Annotated in this window: 17 protein-coding genes and 2 tRNA genes; 13 read left to right on the top strand and 6 right to left on the bottom strand. The window is 46.2% G+C overall.

The annotated features are described in order from the left end of the window. Position 1 precedes the first annotated feature (1 nt). The 3 genes from BLV62_RS17360 (at position 2) to BLV62_RS17350 (ending at position 3,364) form a co-directional block, all read left to right on the top strand. The gene (locus BLV62_RS17360; protein ID WP_089763228.1) at positions 2-865 is read left to right on the top strand and encodes a hypothetical protein; all 864 of its coding nucleotides are present in this window, start codon (positions 2-4) and stop codon (positions 863-865) included. Next, a complete protein-coding gene (locus tag BLV62_RS17355; RefSeq protein ID WP_225889624.1) occupies positions 849-1,442 on the top strand; it encodes an AraC family transcriptional regulator in 594 nt (197 codons plus the stop codon). The genes BLV62_RS17360 and BLV62_RS17355 overlap by 17 nt, the downstream gene beginning before the upstream one ends. 248 nt (positions 1,443-1,690) lie before the next feature. Further along, the gene (locus BLV62_RS17350) at positions 1,691-3,364 is read left to right on the top strand and encodes a L,D-transpeptidase family protein (protein ID WP_089763227.1); all 1,674 of its coding nucleotides are present in this window, start codon (positions 1,691-1,693) and stop codon (positions 3,362-3,364) included. Between the two features lie 79 nt (positions 3,365-3,443). Here the strand turns inward: BLV62_RS17350 and BLV62_RS17345 are convergent, their stop codons facing one another. Continuing rightward, a complete protein-coding gene (locus BLV62_RS17345; protein WP_089763226.1) occupies positions 3,444-4,676 on the bottom strand; it encodes an NADP-dependent isocitrate dehydrogenase in 1,233 nt (410 codons plus the stop codon). 331 nt (positions 4,677-5,007) lie between these two features. After that, positions 5,008-6,276, bottom strand: coding sequence for an NADP-dependent isocitrate dehydrogenase (gene icd / locus BLV62_RS17340; RefSeq protein ID WP_089763225.1), 1,269 nt, complete (start codon positions 6,274-6,276; stop codon positions 5,008-5,010). A 256-nt stretch (positions 6,277-6,532) separates the two neighbouring features. On the opposite strand from icd, the gene BLV62_RS17335 reads away from it, so the two are divergent. The 5 genes from BLV62_RS17335 (at position 6,533) to BLV62_RS17315 (ending at position 10,557) form a co-directional block, all read left to right on the top strand. After that, positions 6,533-7,135 carry an SGNH/GDSL hydrolase family protein gene (locus BLV62_RS17335; protein ID WP_089763224.1) on the top strand — a complete coding sequence of 201 codons (603 nt, stop codon included), beginning with the start codon at positions 6,533-6,535 and terminating at the stop codon, positions 7,133-7,135. A 362-nt stretch (positions 7,136-7,497) separates the two neighbouring features. Next, positions 7,498-8,346 carry a LiaF transmembrane domain-containing protein gene (locus BLV62_RS17330; protein WP_089763223.1) on the top strand — a complete coding sequence of 283 codons (849 nt, stop codon included), beginning with the start codon at positions 7,498-7,500 and terminating at the stop codon, positions 8,344-8,346. 50 nt (positions 8,347-8,396) lie between these two features. Next, complete coding sequence (locus BLV62_RS17325; RefSeq protein WP_079469030.1) at positions 8,397-8,750, top strand: DUF4288 domain-containing protein; 354 nt, start codon at positions 8,397-8,399, stop codon at positions 8,748-8,750. 20 nt (positions 8,751-8,770) lie between these two features. Continuing rightward, the gene (locus BLV62_RS17320; protein ID WP_225889625.1) at positions 8,771-9,817 is read left to right on the top strand and encodes a sensor histidine kinase; all 1,047 of its coding nucleotides are present in this window, start codon (positions 8,771-8,773) and stop codon (positions 9,815-9,817) included. Beyond that, positions 9,814-10,557, top strand: a complete 744-nt coding sequence (locus tag BLV62_RS17315) for a LytR/AlgR family response regulator transcription factor (RefSeq protein WP_089763221.1) — start codon at positions 9,814-9,816, stop codon at positions 10,555-10,557. The genes BLV62_RS17320 and BLV62_RS17315 overlap by 4 nt, the downstream gene beginning before the upstream one ends. Here BLV62_RS17315 and BLV62_RS17310 read toward each other — a convergent pair whose 3' ends face one another. The 3 genes from BLV62_RS17310 to BLV62_RS17300 are packed head-to-tail and all read right to left on the bottom strand — an operon-like array spanning position 10,558 to position 13,494. Then, a complete protein-coding gene (locus tag BLV62_RS17310) occupies positions 10,558-10,950 on the bottom strand; it encodes a thioesterase family protein (RefSeq protein ID WP_089763220.1) in 393 nt (130 codons plus the stop codon). Positions 10,951-10,963: 13 nt separating this feature from the next. Continuing rightward, the gene (locus tag BLV62_RS17305) at positions 10,964-12,826 is read right to left on the bottom strand and encodes an Nramp family divalent metal transporter (protein ID WP_089763219.1); all 1,863 of its coding nucleotides are present in this window, start codon (positions 12,824-12,826) and stop codon (positions 10,964-10,966) included. Between the two features lie 8 nt (positions 12,827-12,834). After that, on the bottom strand, positions 12,835-13,494 hold the full coding sequence (locus BLV62_RS17300; protein ID WP_089763218.1) for a metal-dependent transcriptional regulator: 660 nt from the start codon (positions 13,492-13,494) through the stop codon (positions 12,835-12,837). 132 nt (positions 13,495-13,626) lie between these two features. Between BLV62_RS17300 and BLV62_RS17295 the strand changes: the two genes are divergently transcribed. The 3 genes from BLV62_RS17295 to BLV62_RS17285 all read left to right on the top strand — a co-directional run bounded on the left by BLV62_RS17295 (position 13,627) and on the right by BLV62_RS17285 (position 14,981). Continuing rightward, positions 13,627-14,574: a hypothetical protein gene (locus BLV62_RS17295; RefSeq protein WP_089763217.1), complete on the top strand. Its 948-nt coding sequence runs from the start codon at positions 13,627-13,629 to the stop codon at positions 14,572-14,574. A gap of 218 nt (positions 14,575-14,792) precedes the next feature. Then, a tRNA-Val gene (locus BLV62_RS17290) sits at positions 14,793-14,867 on the top strand. 39 nt (positions 14,868-14,906) lie between these two features. Further along, positions 14,907-14,981, top strand: a tRNA-Val gene (locus BLV62_RS17285). A gap of 283 nt (positions 14,982-15,264) precedes the next feature. Here BLV62_RS17285 and BLV62_RS17280 read toward each other — a convergent pair. Beyond that, positions 15,265-17,406: a cation:proton antiporter gene (locus BLV62_RS17280; RefSeq protein WP_089763270.1), complete on the bottom strand. Its 2,142-nt coding sequence runs from the start codon at positions 17,404-17,406 to the stop codon at positions 15,265-15,267. 130 nt (positions 17,407-17,536) lie between these two features. Here BLV62_RS17280 and BLV62_RS17275 point away from each other — a divergent pair, with 130 nt between their 5' ends. Together BLV62_RS17275 and aat are read left to right on the top strand one after the other, a co-directional pair. Beyond that, a complete protein-coding gene (locus BLV62_RS17275; protein WP_089763216.1) occupies positions 17,537-17,845 on the top strand; it encodes an ATP-dependent Clp protease adaptor ClpS in 309 nt (102 codons plus the stop codon). Continuing rightward, positions 17,845-18,483, top strand: a complete 639-nt coding sequence (gene aat, locus BLV62_RS17270; protein WP_089763215.1) for a leucyl/phenylalanyl-tRNA--protein transferase — start codon at positions 17,845-17,847, stop codon at positions 18,481-18,483. The genes BLV62_RS17275 and aat overlap by 1 nt, the downstream gene beginning before the upstream one ends. The last annotated feature ends 20 nt before the right edge of the window (positions 18,484-18,503 follow it).

The raw sequence follows: 18,503 nt of genomic DNA, 5'->3' as shown, positions 1-18,503 counted from the left end.
TATGAAGAAGATTTTAGTATTGGCCATGCTCATTGCATTGGGAAAAGTTGTTGCAGCGCAGGAATTATATGTAAATACAGAGCCGGCAAGCAATATGCCTGCCCACTCGCTGGGCTTCCGGTTGGGAAACAAGATCTTTAATATGGATCATTCCGGAGAAAATGGCATTCGTATTGAGCCTGAGGTAATGTGGGGAGTGAATAAGAAACTGATGGTACACCTGCTTGGCTATGCTTCGAATATGATGCAGCCGTCTTTTAAACTTGAAGGAGGAGGGTTTTATGCAAAATACCGTTTTCTATCCAGCGACCAGCCCCATGCGCATTTCAGGATGGCGGCCTACGCCAGGGGATCGTTGATCGATAATCCCTTTTACCCTGTAATGGAGCATGGATCAACGTTCAAGCGCCCGTACCTGAACCGGGACCTGGACCTGGAAGGAAGCAATTCCGGTGTCAGCGGCGGTATTATTGCAACTCAGCTGCTGCATAAACTGGCATTATCAACAACGGTAGGGTATACACGTTATCTGAATAATATTCATGATAATATACCTTATGAGTTTTCAAAGAATTCGATCAACTACAGCCTGTCTGCAGGCCTGTTGGTATTGCCTGTAAAGTATAAAAGCTTCGAGCAGACTAACCTGAACCTGTATGTCGAATTCCTGGGGAAAACGAATACAGACCAGGTAGCAAAAGGCTCGTATATAGATGTTGCCCCGGCGCTGCAACTCATTTTTAACAGCACTACCCGCCTGGATCTTTCATACAGAACCCAGATGGCGGGTAATATGCCAAGAAATTCAGTCAATTCTTTCCTGGTTAGGATTGAGCATAACATTTTTAATGTTAAAAGGAGATAATGGAATGGCAACAACGGATCTTTATATTAAAAATATGGTTTGTCCACGCTGCATAAAGGTGGTTACCGGCATTCTGAACGCTCATCACCTGCAGGTAGCAGGGGTGGAGTTGGGAAAGGCGACGGTGAAAGGAACACCCGAACCGCAGCAGTTGCAGGCGATCGCAGAAGCCCTGGATAAAGAAGGGTTTGCGCTGATCGACGATAAGAAACAGCAATTGGTTGCAGGGATAAAAAGTATCGTGATAGAAAAAGTTCATCACTCAGATCTGGATGAAATGAAGGAAAACTTTTCTTCACTACTGGCAGGAAAGTTGCATAAGGACTACCACTATTTAAGTAATCTCTTTTCGGAGTTGGAAGGAACAACGATAGAACAGTATATTATCCAGCAGAAAATCGAAAGGGTTAAAGAATTACTGGTATATAATGAGTTGAGTTTAAGTGAGATAAGCTACAAACTGGGATACAGCAGCGTAGCGCACCTATCGGCTCAGTTCAAAAAAGTGACCGGCCTTACTCCAAGCAAATTTAAACAATTGAAGGCCCCTGAGCGTATTTCAATAGACAAGCTGTAAATACTATCGGGGTTACTATAAATTTTAGTTGTTTTAGTTTTAGTGTAAAAGAGAGGCTGCTGAACATCGTAGCCTCTTTTTTTTAAATTTGTGATATGAAAAAGTTATTAACAGGATTTTTAAAGTTTATTCAGTCCCTTTTTGTGAAAGACTGCTGTAAAAATTAATACATAATAGTTGAATCCAACCTCCGCCTGAGTACGTATCTCTAAATATAAATCTATCTTTACGCCAGCGATTAACTGCAGATGAAGAACAAATTTTTAATTACCAGTTTGTTGTGCGGATCTTGTATATGCTTCCTGTTAGCCTGCATTAATAAGAAAAAGCATACCGCCCCAAAACAAAAACAGATTGTAGCCAACATCAAACAATTAGATGAGGTTATTTCCGAAAGTATTGCAGAAAGACTGTCGGCCCTCCGCGACAATGAAGGTGAACTGGAAGACAGTATCCAGGCTTTCAGACCGGAGGCGATTGCCACATTTTATGGCGACGACAAACCTTCCAGCCATTGGTCTAAAAACGGCAATGCCAGCCCCATGATCGATTCCATGTTGTTCATGATCCAGCATGCAGATGAAGCAGGGCTGATGCCTGAACAGTATCATAGCGTGGCCCTGAGCGCTGCCTGGAACCAATTGAACACAGATCCTTCTGCGAAAAAAGACGCTGCACTTTGGGCAAAGGTGGATGTGCTGATGACAGACGCCTTTATGAAAATGGCTTCTGACCTGCGTTTCGGCGTAGCGCCCCGCGACAGCGTTTCCCTGAAAAAGGATTCGCTGTTCACCAACGACCAGCTGATCGCACAGTTGCAATCGGCCCTTCAGAACCAGGATGTAAGCAGCCAGCTGCATGCGCTGGAGCCTTCACATGCCGGTTACCTGGCCCTGAAAGAAGCGATCGTATCGTTCAAGGCAAAATACCAGGACCTGCACTGGGATACGCTGCCGCTGAACTATACAGATACCGTAGCTTTCCGCCAGCTGGTGATGAACCGCCTGGTACAATCGAAACACCTGGATACTACCGGCGGCAATACCGATAGTACGGCCCTGAAAGCAGGTATCAAAGCATTCCAGAAAGAGTTTAACATTTATCCTGACGGTATCGCAGGTAAGAGGACTGTGATGGCCCTGAACCGCACGGCGCGCGACTGGGTGGTGCAGGCAGGGATTAACCTCGACAGGTGGAGGAAGCTTCCGGATACCTTGCCTGATACCTACATTATGGTTAACCTGCCGGGATATACGCTGAGGGTAATGGACAGCGGAAATGTAGCGTTGGAATCCAGGGTTATCGTGGGTACGCCAAGAACCCGGACGCCGATACTGAACTCCTATATGACCAATTTCATGATGTACCCATACTGGAGAGTGCCATACAGTATTGTGTTCAAAGAAATGTTGCCTGCCATTCAAAAGAATATTGGTTACCTGGCCTCTAAAAACCTGGAGGTGATAGACAAAGACGGGAACACCGTAGATCCTTCAACCATTAACTGGAGCAAACTGAGTAAAGGGCATTTCCCTTATGTGCTGAGGCAAATGGATGGATTGGACAACTCCCTTGGCATCATGAAATTTAACTTCAGGAATAAATACAGTGTATACCTGCACGATACCAACAACCGTGGTTTGTTCAAGAACTCTATGCGCGCTATGAGCCATGGCTGTGTAAGGGTGCAGCAGTGGGACAGCCTGGCGCAGTTCCTTGTCAGAACTGATACGCTGTCGCATAAGGGAGACAGTGTAAGAGCGTGGTTGGCGAGAGAAGAGAAAAGACAGGTGGATTTACCAAAACATATTCCTATCTACCTGCGTTACTTTACGGCGGAAGGGCAGAATGGTACGCTTGTTTTCTTTGATGATATTTATGGAGAAGACAGGATATTGAAGAAGCATATGCACTTCAATTAATTGCCTGTCAGAAATAGGTATAAAAAAAGAGCGAAGATCATTGCGATCTTCGCTCTTAATATTTCTGGCAGCTTGGTAATTACTTGCCCAGCTTAGCTTTCAGGTTGTTGTCGATAGCTTCGAGGAATTCTTCTGTGTACAGGTAATGTTTACCATGTTCAACTTTGTTACCGTGGATACAAACTGCGAGGTCTTTGGTCATTTTACCACTTTCAACAGTTTCGATACAAACTTGTTCCAGGGTATTGCAGAAGTGTATTAATTGCTGGTTGTTGTCCAGTTTTCCACGGAATTCCAGGCCGCGTGTCCATGCGAAGATGGAAGCGATAGGGTTGGTGGAAGTTGGTTTACCAGCCTGGTGATCGCGGTAGTGGCGGGTTACGGTACCGTGAGCGGCTTCCGCTTCCATAATTTTACCATCAGGAGTGATGAGAGTGGAAGTCATTAAACCGAGGGAACCAAAGCCTTGTGCAACGGTGTCGGATTGTACGTCGCCGTCGTAGTTCTTACAAGCCCAAACGAAGTTGCCATTCCATTTCAGGGCGCTGGCTACCATGTCGTCGATGAGGCGGTGCTCATAAGTTAAGCCTTCAGCATCGAAAGCGGTTTTAAATTCGTTCTGATAGATCTCTTCGAAGATATCTTTGAAACGGCCATCGTATTTTTTCAGGATGGTGTTCTTGGTGCTCAGGTAGAGCGGCCATTTTTTCATTAACGCCTGGTTGAAACAAGCGCGCGCAAATCCTTTGATGGATTCGTCGGTGTTATACATTGCCAGCGCAACGCCGTCGCCTTTAAAGTTGTATACTTCAAATTCGCTTACTTCGCCGTTTTCGCCTTCAAATTTGATGGTCAGTTTACCTTTTCCTTTTGTGAGGAAGTCGGTAGCGCGGTATTGGTCGCCAAATGCGTGACGTCCGATACAGATAGGAGCTGTCCAGTTCGGAACCAGTCTTGGTACGTTCTTCATTACAATTGGCTCGCGGAATACAGTTCCATCCAGGATGTTACGGATAGTACCGTTAGGCGACTTCCACATCTGTTTCAGGTTGAACTCTTTTACGCGCGCTTCATCAGGGGTGATGGTAGCGCATTTGATACCAACGCCTACTTCTTTGATAGCGTTAGCAGCATCAATTGTAACCTGGTCGTTCGTTGCATCACGATGTTCCATTCCCAGGTCATAATATTTAATCTCAACATCCAGGTATGGAAGTATCAGCTTGTCCTTAATGAATTTCCAGATGATCCGTGTCATCTCATCTCCGTCCAGTTCAACTACCGGATTAGCAACTTTAATTTTTTCTGCCATTTCGGGTTTTTTAAAAAATTAGTTTAAAAGCTATTGACACACTTATTCAAGCGACTCCCATTACGGGATAATCCCGAAAAATACGAATAGCTATCAAAAAAACAAAAAAGTTTCTATGGGGAAATTTCACGCAAAGGGGTTTCACGCAAAGAAGCTAAGGAGCAAAGAAGCATAAGAGTTTTTGACCAGAGCGAATTTTAAGAAAGCAAAGGAGTTGAAGATTATGTTATAACACAATCTTCAACTCCTTTGCTTTCTTATTTTCCTTAAAAAAATATCTTATGCTTCTTTGCTCCTTAGCTTCTTTGCGTGAAACCCCTTTGCGTGAAACCTAGTGCATTTGTTTGATGATCTCATCCGCAAATTCGCTGGTTTTAACCAGGGTAGCGTCGTCCATCAGTTTGTAGAAGTCGATGGTGACGCGTTTGCGCATGATGGCGGTGCTCAGGCCATCGATGATTATTTTGGCGGCTTCTTTCCAGCCCATGTATTCCAGCATCATTACACCGCTGAGGATCACTGATGATGGGTTCATGGTGTTGGTGTTGGCGAAGCGTGGCGCGGTACCGTGAGTTGCTTCAAACACCGCATGGCCGGTAACGTAGTTGATATTAGCGCCCGGAGCGATACCAATACCGCCTACAGCAGCAGCCAGGGCGTCGGAAATATAGTCGCCGTTCAGGTTGAGGGTAGCGATCACAGAATAATCCTGTGGCGCCAGCAGTATCTGTTGCAGGAAGTTATCGGCAATCACATCGTTGATCAGCAGCTTGCCTTTAGCCAGTTCTACTTTCAGTTCTTTGTTTGCTTCCTCTTCGCCTGATTCTTTCTTGGTTTTTTCCCACTGTTCCCAGGTGTATACTTTGTCTCCGAATTCTCTTTCGGCCAACGCATATCCCCAGTTTTTGAAACCACCTTCAGTGAATTTCATGATGTTTCCTTTGTGAACAAGGGTTACAGACGGGCGTTTGTGTTCCAGCGCATAGAGGATGGCAGCGCGTACCAGTCTTTCAGTTCCTTCGATAGATACAGGTTTGATACCTAAAGAAGAGGTTTCCGGGAAGCGGATTTTTTTAACACCCATTTCATTCTGTAAGAATTCCAGGAGTTTTTTCGCTTCAGGCGTACCTGTCATATATTCAATACCGGCATAGATGTCTTCAGTGTTTTCACGGAAAATAACCATGTCAACTTTTTCCGGGTGTTTAACCGGGGAAGGCACTTTATTGAACCAGCGTACTGGTCTGACACAGGCATAGAGGTCCAGTTCCTGGCGCATGGCTACGTTTAGGGAACGGATACCGCCGCCTACCGGGGTCGACAAAGGACCTTTAATGGATACCAGGTATTCTTTCAGGGCATCCAGCGTATCTTTCGGAAGCCACTCGCCTGTTTCCTGGAAGGCCTTTTCGCCAGCCAATACTTCTTTCCATTCAATTTTCCTATCACCACCATAGGCTTTTTCAACTGCTGCGTCGAAAACCCTGACACTGGCTTTCCAGATATCCGGACCAATTCCGTCGCCTATAATAAATGGGATGATGGGTTGTGCAGGGACCTGTAACAGGCCGTTGTTCATCGTTATTTTTTCTGCCGGCATAAAACGGTTTCTTTATGCGTTACGTAATTGTTGTAATCGAGCGCAAAGGTAACGCTTTTCGGGTTAACCCGTGACAATATTGTAAGCCTTCCGCGGGTTAATACAGTTTTAACATGGAGGCCTTCCCCAGGTACGTTTTTAATGCCCTGCAAGGTGATACGCTGGCTGAAGGAACGACGTCTCTCTATCTATATATCATTTTTTGCTTATGTTAGGAATAATACTATTTTGCCTTTCTTTATCTACACCACTTTTCATGAAACCAATCACTTACCTGGCGCTGGGCGACAGCTATACCATAGGCGAAGCCGTTCCTGCATCCGCCTCCTTTCCTGTTCAGGCCGCTGATATGTTACGGGCAACCGGTATAAATATTAACCAACCCGATATTGTAGCCGTTACCGGCTGGACAACCGACGAACTGGCCGCCGGTATTGCCGGCGCTACCCTGCACCCGCCGTACGACCTGGTAACCCTGCTTATAGGCGTAAACAACCAATACAGGGGCCGGCCACTTGATGAGTATAAGGCCGAATTTACCGCCCTTCTGCAACAGGCTATTCATTTTTCCGGCAATCGCCCGCAGGCGGTGGTAGTACTGTCGATCCCGGACTGGGGAGTAACTCCCTTTGCCGCGGACCGCGACAGGCAAAAGATCTCAAGGGAAATAGATGTCTTTAATGCCGCCAATAAAGAAATAGCAGCCGGTTTTAAGACCCGGTACCTCGATATCACCGCTTTTACAAGAGAAGCAGCGGCCGATCCTTCACTGGTAGCGGAAGATGGGCTCCATCCATCCGGTAAAGACTACCAGAGATGGGCGCAGGCCCTGATACCGATGTTTCTTACAGCTTTGTAACGCCTGCCAGGTTATTTCTTTCGTCGTGTTGTTAACCCTGCTCCCTGGTCATTGGCCCCCAGGGGCAACCTTTCCTGCAATCATACTCAATCCATTCCCCAACAATCATCCTCTTTCATCCATCTCCCCTGATCATCCTCCTTAACCTATTCTCCCTCAATCCTTTTTACCATACAAACTTTATCCCCGAAAATCTCCCTTTTGCCCGTTTTAGGGTATCCCTTACGCTGCCGCCTTCATTTTCACCGGTAGTTTCCCGCCTTTTACCGGTAAACCCGCTTTTTTAGCCTAAAGGCGCTTCCTGCCCTGTAAACCGCTTTCTATTTTTGTATCATCAAACCAAACAAATAATCTTGCTACTAATGAAAGATCAAAATACAATTGAGGAAGACAAGAAGCAGCTCGATAAGGAGAGAAGAAGGGGAAAGAGCACCGGCGGTGTGATCCTCATCCTGATCGGTGCAGGGCTGTTGCTGAGAAACATGAACCTGGACCTCCCTTACTGGCTGTTCTCCTGGCAAATGATCGTGATCGTTGTTGGCCTTGTTCTCGGCTTCAAACATAATTTCAGACCAGGCGGCTGGATACCCGTTGTAGTAATAGGCACCATCTTCCTGTTAGGCGATATTTACAGCTGGCCCTATAACTCGGCCCGTTTCATCTGGCCGGTAGTACTGATAGGCGTGGGAATTTCGGTATTGATCAGCAAAAATTGTGATCTGCCAAAAAAAAGAATAAAATCTGAAAATTTTTCTGACGTTGATCCGTCTGTATATTCAGATCCATATAAAAACTATTATAAAGAGAAATACAAAGACTGGAGTAATACCGGAGATACAGACGGTAAAAGGGCAACTTTCTCTTCTGAAGATGTACTGAATGTTTCGGCCATTTTTGGTTCCGTGAATAAAATAGTAACATCCAAGAATTTCAGGGGCGGTGATGTATCTTCCGTTTTCGGAGGAGTTGAACTGAACCTTATGAAAGCAGAGCTGAACGGAACCGCTGTACTGGATGTAAATGCAATAATGGGCGGATGCGAGATCATAGTACCTGCAAACTGGAAAGTAAAAGTGGATATTACCACGATCCTGGGAGGAGTAGATGATACGCGCCCTGTTCAGTTTATGCAGGACGACGATAGCAAAAATGTACTTGTACTGACAGGCAGCTGCATCTTCGGCGGAGTTGAAATCAGAAGTTATGCCTGATCAAAGGCTTCAATATAAAAGATTCTTCCAACTTTTTAAATCTTAAAGCTATGCATTGGTTCGTTGCGAAAGTAGTATACCAGATCATTTGCGGAGAAGGCAACCATACCCCGCAATTCGATGAACAACTGAGACTCATCAGCGCTGTAACAAAGAAAGACGCCTGCGATAAGGCCAGGGAAATTGGAATGCAGGAGCAATACGCTTTCAAAAACCAGCAGCAGGAGCTTGTACAGTGGAAATTCATCAATGTGCCTGAAGTGTATACTTTAGACCAGTTGACAGACGGAATGGAACTGTATTCAAGAATAGAGGAACCAGGTGATCCTAATTCCTATATCGCCTGGTTGCAGATGAAATCTGCCCAGCTGCAAGGTCAACAATACTTCGAGTTGAATGTATAATACTTATAAAAACCGCTGCTTTGTCGAAACAGATCATAAGAGGTAACGTCCTCAGTGCTTTTATTATCAGCTTCCTGGTGTGGATGGTGTTATATGGGACGTTACTGTATTACTGGTTTAATATGCCGTTAATGCAGGCTGTTACCGATAGTTCGGTACATGTTATCCTGCTGAGCGCTGCAGGCGTTATCGTTAGCCATAACGTTGGTTATTACAGGCCTTCGGCAGATGCAATGAAGTATGGTTACGTGGGTTTGCTGAGTTGTGCGCTGGCTGTGCTTTGGGTATGTCTTAGCAGGTGGATATTAGTGACTACTTACCCGGATGACCCTACCTATATTCAATGGCTCAACAACGCCATTCCTATACATGCCTTTGTTGGATGGATGATGATATCAGGAATAGGCATGCGCAGCCAGATGTGGTATGAAGCTATGGAGCAGCAGAAAAACCAGCAGCGGCAACAGGATACGGAAAAGATAGTCAGAGAAGCTGAATTATTTAAATTACGCCAGCAGCTTCAACCTCACTTTTTATTCAACAGCCTGAACAGCATCAACGCCCTGATCATGCTCCGGCCGAAAGAAGCCAGGGAAATGGTGTTGAAGCTCTCAGACTTTTTAAGGGGATCGCTGAAGCAGGAAGATGATCAGTGGATCACGTTAGAAGAAGAGCTTAAATACCTGCAGCTGTACCTCGATATAGAGAAAGTAAGATTCGGGCATCGTTTATCCACCGCCGTTATCCATGACGTGGAAGCCGAAAAATTGCTCATGCCTCCCATGTTATTGCAACCGGTGGTTGAAAACGCTATCAAGTTCGGGTTGTACGATACAACAGGAGAGATCACCATCAGCATACATTCCTGGATAGAAAACCAGTTGTTGCATATTGCCATTGAGAATCCTTTCGACAGCAAATCATCATTACCTAATAAAGGAACCGGCTTCGGTCTTAGTTCCATCCAGCGCCGCCTTTATCTGTTGTTTGCCCGCCAGGACCTTCTCGAAACAAAAGCAAGTAATGGCATTTTTACTACCATAATTAAAGTACCACAAACCAAATGATAAAAGCAGTAATTATAGACGACGAGCCATTAGCAAGGGAAGTAGTGAAAGAGTATCTGCTCGGTTTCCCGCAGATCGAAGTTGTGCAGGAGTGCAACGACGGTTTCGAAGGACTGAAGGCGATCCAGCAACACCAGCCCGACCTGGTTTTCCTGGATATCCAGATGCCTAAGATCACAGGGTTTGAAATGCTTGAGCTGGTAGAAAAACTGCCGGCGGTTATTTTTACTACCGCATTCGAAGAACATGCTATCAGGGCGTTTGAAGTCAACGCCGTAGATTACCTGCTGAAGCCATTTTCGGCCGAACGCTTCGAAAAAGCCGTGCAGAAATGGCTGGACCATTTCCATAAACCGGCGGAAATGCCGGATACCAACGCTTTGCTGGAAGCGGCAGCCGCCACGCCCCTGCAAAACAACAGGGTAGTGATCCGGCTGAATGGCAAGATCAAGATCATACCGGTATCAGAGATCCATTACCTGGAAGCGGCAGACGATTATGTAAAAGTGGTGACCCATGAAGGAAGTTTCCTGAAGAACAAAACCATGGCATTTTTCGAGAAAACGCTCGACCCTGCGCAGTTTACCAGGGTGCATCGTTCTTATATCCTCAACATTAACCAGGTAACCCGCATAGAACCTTATGAAAAAGAAAATCATTTAGCTATCTTGCGCAGCGGGGCTAAAGTGCTTGTAAGCAAAACAGGTTATCCTAAGCTGAAAGCCGCACTCGGGCTATAGTTATAGAGATTGGGAGAAAAGGGAAGCAAGCTTTTCCCTTTTTAATATCTTTTGTACCTGTGTTCCTGTAGCAATTGTTCGTCCGCCGCTGGCAGCAACAAAACTACAGGTGATCGTATGGTTAACTATTAGTTTGATTGTGGCCACGAATTCTACCTGGCTTCCTGCAAGAGCAGGAGCCAGGTGTTCGATGGTTAAGGCAGCGCCAATCCCTTCTTCATCATCTTCTTTCATTTCCAGTACAAACAACCGGCAACACCATTCTGCATCCCTCGCCAACGCAAATGTTGCATATACAGGATGTACCTCTCCTGCGTCAAAAGCTGCACAATCTTCTTTCTTTACAATCCTTGTAAATTTTTTCTGGTCGCCCGGTTGAAATACCTGTCGCATGCCCGGATATTTTTTATTGAACCAACAATACTGGGATCTTAACATGGTGCCTCACCTGGTTGGCGGTTTCTCCATATAACCAGTCTTTAAATCCTTTGTGGCCATGCGCTCCCAATACCAGGAAATCAGCGTTTTCTTCTTTTACGATCCTGGCGATCTCTTTAGCCCTTCTCCTGAATCCCAGCACTCCTTTAGCCCTGTGCCCCCTGCTTTTCAGCAGGGTAATGTAGGTGTCGAGCTGTTCCTGGTCCCTGCGGGTTTCCAGGTCGTCCGACTCTTTTCCTGAATACTTTGCAGAGGCGCTTTCCACGATGTGGATAAGTATATACTCCGTTTGTTCGTTGCCGTGAGCAATGGCATTGGAGATGATCTCCCTGTCGCGGCCCGAGAAATCCAGCGCCATGGCGATGCGCTTGTAGGAAGGAGCTTCCATATCGCCCAGCGAAACCTGTGCGTGATGGATACCTGCGGCAGCGTCGTCCCGGTACCGTTGCCTTAACGGGTAAACGATCGTGATCACCAAAAGTATCACGAACCCAACGCAGGCCAGTATGATCAACGCGTCTACCGCCATATTACCGGTGCCGGACATATAATTGAATGCTTCTGTAAAAACCATTCTCAGGTTAAGGTACACCAATAAACTGGTAACTACCCAGCTGAAAACTCTTGTAAGAGGTTTGATGGCGAACTCGCCCATCTGTTTTTTATCGCTTACAAAATGAATAAGGGGAATAATAGCGAAACCAAGTTGCAGGCTTAGCAATACCTGGCTGAAAACCAGCAGGGCGCCTACTTCTTTATCTCCAAACCAGAGAATGGTGATCAGAGCAGGAATGATGGCCAGCAACCGGGTAATGATCCGGCGAAGCCATGGATTGATGCGAAGCCTGAGGTAGCCTTCCATTACTATTTGCCCCGCCAACGTACCGGTAACGGTAGAACTTTGTCCTGCTGCGATCAGTGCAACCGCGAAGAGGACAGGGGCCAGTTTATTGCCCAGTAATTTATCCAGCAACTGGTGCGCATCCTGAATTTCGGCAACATCCGTTCTGCCGCTTTTATAGAATACTGCGGCGGCCAGGATAAGGATAGCGGCGTTTACCAGGAAGGCCAGGTTTAGGGCTATAGTACTGTCAATAAAATTCATTTTGATTGCCTGCCTGATCCCTTTGTTGTCTTTCTTGATCTTCCTGGTTTGTACGAGGGCCGAGTGCAGGTAAAGGTTATGCGGCATTACCGTAGCCCCAATGATCCCGATAGCGATATAGAGCGCGTTGTTGTCGGGGATGGTGGGAATAAAGCCTTTGACCACCTCGTTCATTTCGGGTCTGACAAGCAGCAGTTCTATAAGGAAAGAGGTGCCTACAATGGCTACCAGGCCAATGATGAAGGCTTCCATCTTGCGGATGCCGTATTGTTGCAGGAAGAGGAGTAAAAAAGTATCGAGGATGGTCAGGCTCACTCCCCAGATGAGGGGTAAGCCGGTAAGCAGCTGGATACCGATGGCCATACCCAGTACCTCCGCCAGGTCGGTGGCTGCAATGGCGATTTCGGCAAGGAGGTAAAGAACAAAGTTAACGGCAGGGGGATAGGTTTCACGGTTGGCCTGGGCCAGGTCGCGCCCTCTAACAATCCCCAGCCGGGCGGCGAGGCTTTGCAGCAACAAGGCCATGAGGTTGCTCATAAGCAGCACCCAAAGCAGTTTGTAGCCGTATTGACTACCGCCTGCCAGGTCGGTGGCCCAGTTACCGGGGTCCATATAGCCTACGCTTACGAGGTAGGCGGGCCCCAGGAAAGCGAATATTCTCTTCCATTTAGATTTTCCGTTGGTCTCTACACTTTGATGTACGTCGCTTAATGAAGTATGTTCCATAATAGTTTTCAGACGGGTCTAACCATAATATTTTTAGCTACCTGTTCACTGATGGTAATAGGTGGTTGTTGTTTGATCTTTATTTCAATAGAATTATCGTACTCGTAATGTTCTATCACTTCCAGCTGGGTGCCCAGTTTGATATGCTTGGCATTCAGGAAGGCCAGCAAAGCGGTTGACTGGTCTGTAACGGCGGTTACCACTACTTTCCGGGCGGTCGACTGGTCAAGGGACGTTTGAGGGCGGGGTTTGGTCAGTTTGCCGTTAGCGTCCGGGATCGGGTCGCCATGCGGGTCGAAAAGCGGGTTGCCCAGGTATTCGCTGAGGCGGGAAGTCAGTTTTTCACTTCTTACGTGTTCCAGTTCTTCCGCCAGTTCGTGTACTTCTTCCCAGCTGAACGAGAGTTTATCTACCAGGAAACATTCCCAGAGCCGGTGCCGCCTTACAATTTGCAGGGCCATTTTCCGGCCTTCTGTTGTTAAAGTGAAGCCTTTGTATTTTTCGTAGTCTATCAGCAGCTTCTCTTTCAGCTTCTTAGCCATATCTGTTACGGAAGCAGGCTTGGTTTCCAGCTCGTAGGCCAGTGCGTTGGTGGTAACAACTGTATCCCCTTCCTGCAGTTTGTATATGGATTTGATGTAGTTTTCTTCCGCTATTGATAAGTTCATTCTATCTAAAATATTATTTAGACAAATCTAAATAATTAAAATGAACTTTTCGTTATCCGGTATGTTTTTTGTTTTTTAGCGCTCACATATAAAAATTATATCTAACTTTTCGCCCAAGAATTTATTTTTCTAATGAAGCGTATCTTTTTAGTATTGTTGACTATTGGGTTGTTTGCAGCCTGTAAGTCGAAAAAACCTGCAGGCAGGGGCAGCGGTGAGCCACTGACATTTGAAGATTTCCAGGCCCTGTTCACACCGGGCGCCTTGCCTTACAAACTGAACTCCGATTCCCTGATGTTGAAAGTGCCTGATTCCCTGGCCCTGGATACTTCCGGGCTTAAATTCCTGACAGATACTTTATCGAAAGGGGACTTCGCAAAAGGAGAACGGGTGAAATATTATCCTTTGCATAAGGTAAAGGGCAGCCAGGTCGACTATTTCACTGTGAAGGCAAGTTCCAGGAATAAATCTGTGGGTTATTTATGCTTCCTCGACAAAAAAGGAAAATACCTGAACCGTATCAGCGCTGCCACTACGGGAAACAGCGACGGCTCTGTAACTTCCGTGAATATTGATACGAAGAACGTGGTAAAGATCACGAATGAAACGAAACTTTCCGGAGGTAAAACTGCATTGAAGGAAGATTTCTACATGGTAAATCCCGATGGTACTACCACGCTTATCATGACTAACTCCAACGGGCCTACGAACGCCGGACAGATATTCAACCCGATAGATACGCTACCCCGTAAACACAAGTTCTCAGGCGATTATATGTCGGGCGACCTGAGTATTATCTCTATCCGCGATGGCAGCGATCCTAAGACCTTCCTGTTCTTTATCAGCTTTTCAAAAGACAACGGAAACTGTAAAGGAGAGCTTAGCGGAAAAGGAACTTATATTGCAGGGAACAGGGGAGAGTTTAAAGACAAAGAATCATCCTGCGGCCTGATGTTCCAGTTTTCATCCGGCAGGGTTACCATGAAAGAGATCGGCGGCTGCGGGGCTTACAGGGGTATCAAGTGTTTCTTTGAGGGCAGTTATGTAAAGAAAGCAGAGAAGAAAAAGAAGAAAGCATAGGCATAAAAAGCAGGCGTATTTATTGTCCTGTTTTTCTTTGATAAAAAATGACGGACCTTCTAAAACCTTTTACAGTATTGTGTTTTAGAAGGTTTTTATTTTTGGGAGACGAATGTAAAATTTACTTTTTTCAAAAAATATTTGGTAGAATAAAAATAGTTTATACCTTTGCGATCCAATCGGACGAAAGGGACGATAGGGAATAACGAAAAGAAGAAGGGAGCTTAGCTCAGCTGGTTCAGAGCATCTGCCTTACAAGCAGAGGGTCACTGGTTCGAATCCAGTAGCTCCCACACAAAAAGTTCTTATATTTTACAGGTTTTATCAGAAATGGGAGCTTAGCTCAGCTGGTTCAGAGCATCTGCCTTACAAGCAGAGGGTCACTGGTTCGAATCCAGTAGCTCCCACATCTTCAAAGGGCTGATCAAATTCATATTTGGTCAGCCCTTTTTTTTCACGCAGAGTGTTTCACGCAGAATGTTTCACGCAAAGAAGCTAAAGAGCAAAGAAGCATAAGAAGTTTTGACCAAAGCAAATTTTAAGAAAGCAAAGGAGTTGAAAATTATGTTATATAACACAATCTTCAACTCCTTTGCTTTCTTATTTCCCTTAAAAAAACTTCTTATGCTTCTTTGCTCCTTAGCTTCTTTGCGTGAAACATTCTGCGTGAAACACTCTGCGTGAAACCAGCTACTTTTTGAAGATGCGCTTAACCGCCTTGCCCAGCTTGTTGAGGTTGGCTATTTGTTCCTGGATTGGCGCCAAGGTGAGGTCCTCGGGTTGGAGGCCGGCTTCCAGTGCATCGAATTCCCGTTGTTCGGGGTAGAGCAGGATGACGTTGTTGTCTTTAAAATGCCGTTCCAATTTGGCCGGGATGCTATCCATATAGGCGTTGTAGGAGAGGGTGCTCTTACGTGCTGTTACCACTACTATCAGGTCGTCGGCGCTTACTTCCTTGGAAAGGATAAGGAAATCGTCTAGCCCGTCGAGTTGCCTGAAACTGAAATCTGCGTTGTTTTTAGTCTGTTCTGCATAAGCCTGTACAATGCTCTGTGTTTTGGCGTCGCAGTAAATAACCAGCCTGGCTCCCGCTTGTTTGGAAAGCATGAACAGTTTCTGCAAATAATGCATGAAACCCAGTTCATACGCGGTATTGGGAGGAAGTACCAACACCATTTTCTTGGTGGTATTGAGCGGCGTATGGAAGTTGCAAACGTAAACAGTTTCCCATACGCGTTGCAAAACGTTGTCGAGCGTTGTACCGAAGATGTTGCCTAACCAACGGTCGGTGGTGCTGGTTTTATCTGTCCAGCCGAGAATAAGATCGGTGATCAGCAATTCTTTGGTGGCCCTTGTAATACCGTCGGAAACGTTCAGATCGATGCGTGTAACAACCTGTACTTCGCTTTCTGTTGCAGCGGCATGTATCACCGCTTTTTCCATCATCTTGTTGGTAAGATGGATCTTCTCTTTCGCTTCTGCATCGTCCTGCACTACGGCTAACGGGTAAATGGGGGTGGGGGCGTTGCTGTCTTTGATCATCACTGCAAAATCAAGCAGGGCTTCCAGCTTGTCGGGGTTGGAAACGGGCACCAGTATACGCTCCGGCTGCTCCTGGGGGGCCGGTTTGTTTTCAATTTCCTGGATTGCCAGCCGGCGTCCAGCGTTTTCTGTTACAAACGAACCTGTCAGGCAGGTGATGAGGATCAGTACCACGGTGCCGTTCAATACATTTTCGTCCACTATTCCCATATTGTACCCGATAAGGATCACCGCGATGGTGGCTGCGGCATGGGCGCTGCTCAGACCGAAGATCACATTGCGCTGGGTGGGCGTGTATTTGAAAGAAAGTTGTGTAAAGAATGCCGCCAGCCATTTGCTGCTAAGGGCCATAACGGTTAAAGTACCTGCTATCATCAGGGCTTCCGGCCCTTTCAGCAATACCCGCAGATCTACCAGCATACCTACACTGATGAGGAAGAAGGGAATGAACAAGGCATTGCCTACAAACTCGATACGGTTCATCAATGGCGAAGTATGGGGGATAAGCTGGTTCAGGGCCAGCCCGGCCAGGAAGGCCCCGATAATACCCTCTACGCCGGCCAACTCTGCAAGGAATGCTGATGCAAATACCAGCGCCAGTACAAAGATGAAGTGAGAGGTTTTATCGTCCTTTATCTTCTTGAAAAACCATCTGCCCAACATAGGCATCAGCCAGAGGATGATAAGCGCAAAAATGGTAAGCGAAATGCCCAGTTTTACCCAAAAATAGGTGTTCAGGTTACCTGCCTGGGCTCCTGTGATGATGGCCAGTATTAACAGTACCAGCGTGTCTGTAATGATGGTGCCGCCAACAGCTACTGTCACCGCCTCGTTCTTGGTGATTCCCAAACGGCTGGCCAGCGGGTACGCAACCAGGGTATGGGTGGCAAACATGCTGGAAACCAGCAGGGTGGCCATAAAGTTGAACTGCAGCACATAACGGCATACCACGAATCCCATCAGCAGCGGGATCAGGAAGGTAAAACCGCCGAATACCATGCTCCGGTACCGGTTCTTCCTGAATTCTGTCATGTCAAGCTCCAAACCCGCCAGGAACATAATGTATAACAACCCTGCTTTCGAAAACAGGTCTATACTTCCTTTTTCGATTATTTTAAATCCATTGTCCCCTATCAGCATTCCCGCGATGATCAGCCCAATGATACTGGGTATCCTGAACTTGCGAAGAATAATAGGGGCCAGCAAAATGATAAACAATACCAGCGAAAAGATCGGGATAGGATCTTTTAGCGGTAAAGTAATGTTCATCAATAAAACCAATCCTTTCATATATATCCGGTTTTTGTCAGTATACCGACCTGTCAAGGTCAATTTACCGCAATTTTTAAAACATAAACCCTGTCAAATATGGATAAATTAACGAATATTCCATGTAATTTTGCAGAAAGCTTTTTAAAAGATGAATGATCATACTAGTACAAAAGGATTACCGGAGCAGGAAGAAGACGTACTGGTGGCGGAAGATGAGCAGTTCCCATTCAGCCTGGTAGTGTGGAATGACGAGGTGAATACTTTCGATTGGGTTATCACATCCCTCATGGAGGTGTGTGGCCATACCCATGAGCAGGCGGAACAATGTGCATTAATTATTCACTTTAATGGCAAATATGCTGTTAAAGAAGGAGAATACTATAAATTGAAACCGCAGTGTGAAGCCTTGCAGGAACGTGGATTGAGTGCAACAATTGAAGAAATGGCCGGAAGCTGATGGCAGTTTTCAGACTAGATAAAAGCCTGGTATTTCCTCCTCCTCAACTGGCCGATGAAGACGGGTTGCTGGCAGTAGGAGGGAATTTGAAAGTAGAAAGATTATTATTGGCATACCGCTCAGGTATATTCCCCTGGTATAGCGAACCCCCTATCCTGTGGTGGAGCCCCGACCCCAGGTTTGTTCTCTTCCCCGATCAATTGAAAGTTTCAGCCAGCATGCGGCAGGTATTGCGCCGCCAGGTATTCCGGATCACTTATAACCAGGCATTCGCATCCGTAATAGAACGTTGCAGCGCTATCCCGAGAGCCGGGCAGGATGGTACCTGGATCACGAAAGAAATGAAGAACGCGTATATCCGTTTGCACGAAGCAGGCTATGCTACCTCTGTGGAATGCTGGAAAGACGGCGTGTTGGTAGGCGGCCTGTATGGCGTCAGGATCGGCTCCTTCTTTTTCGGAGAATCTATGTTCGCTGATGTAAGCAATGCTTCAAAAACAGCGTTTATCACTTTTGTTCAGCAACATGCGAACGAAATACAAATGATCGACTGCCAGGTACATACAGAACACCTGGCTTCTTTAGGCGCCGTATTCATTTCACGGGAAGAATTTCTGGAGATCATAGGCTTTTCGTAACTTTCCATCACTGTAATTTC

Origin of the sequence: Chitinophaga terrae (ex Kim and Jung 2007), assembly GCF_900107795.1 — a bacterium.
In the GTDB taxonomy this organism is placed as follows: domain Bacteria; phylum Bacteroidota; class Bacteroidia; order Chitinophagales; family Chitinophagaceae; genus Chitinophaga; species Chitinophaga terrae.
Note: the sequence above shows the minus strand (reverse complement) of the source record. Positions and strands in the feature narration are given on the sequence as shown.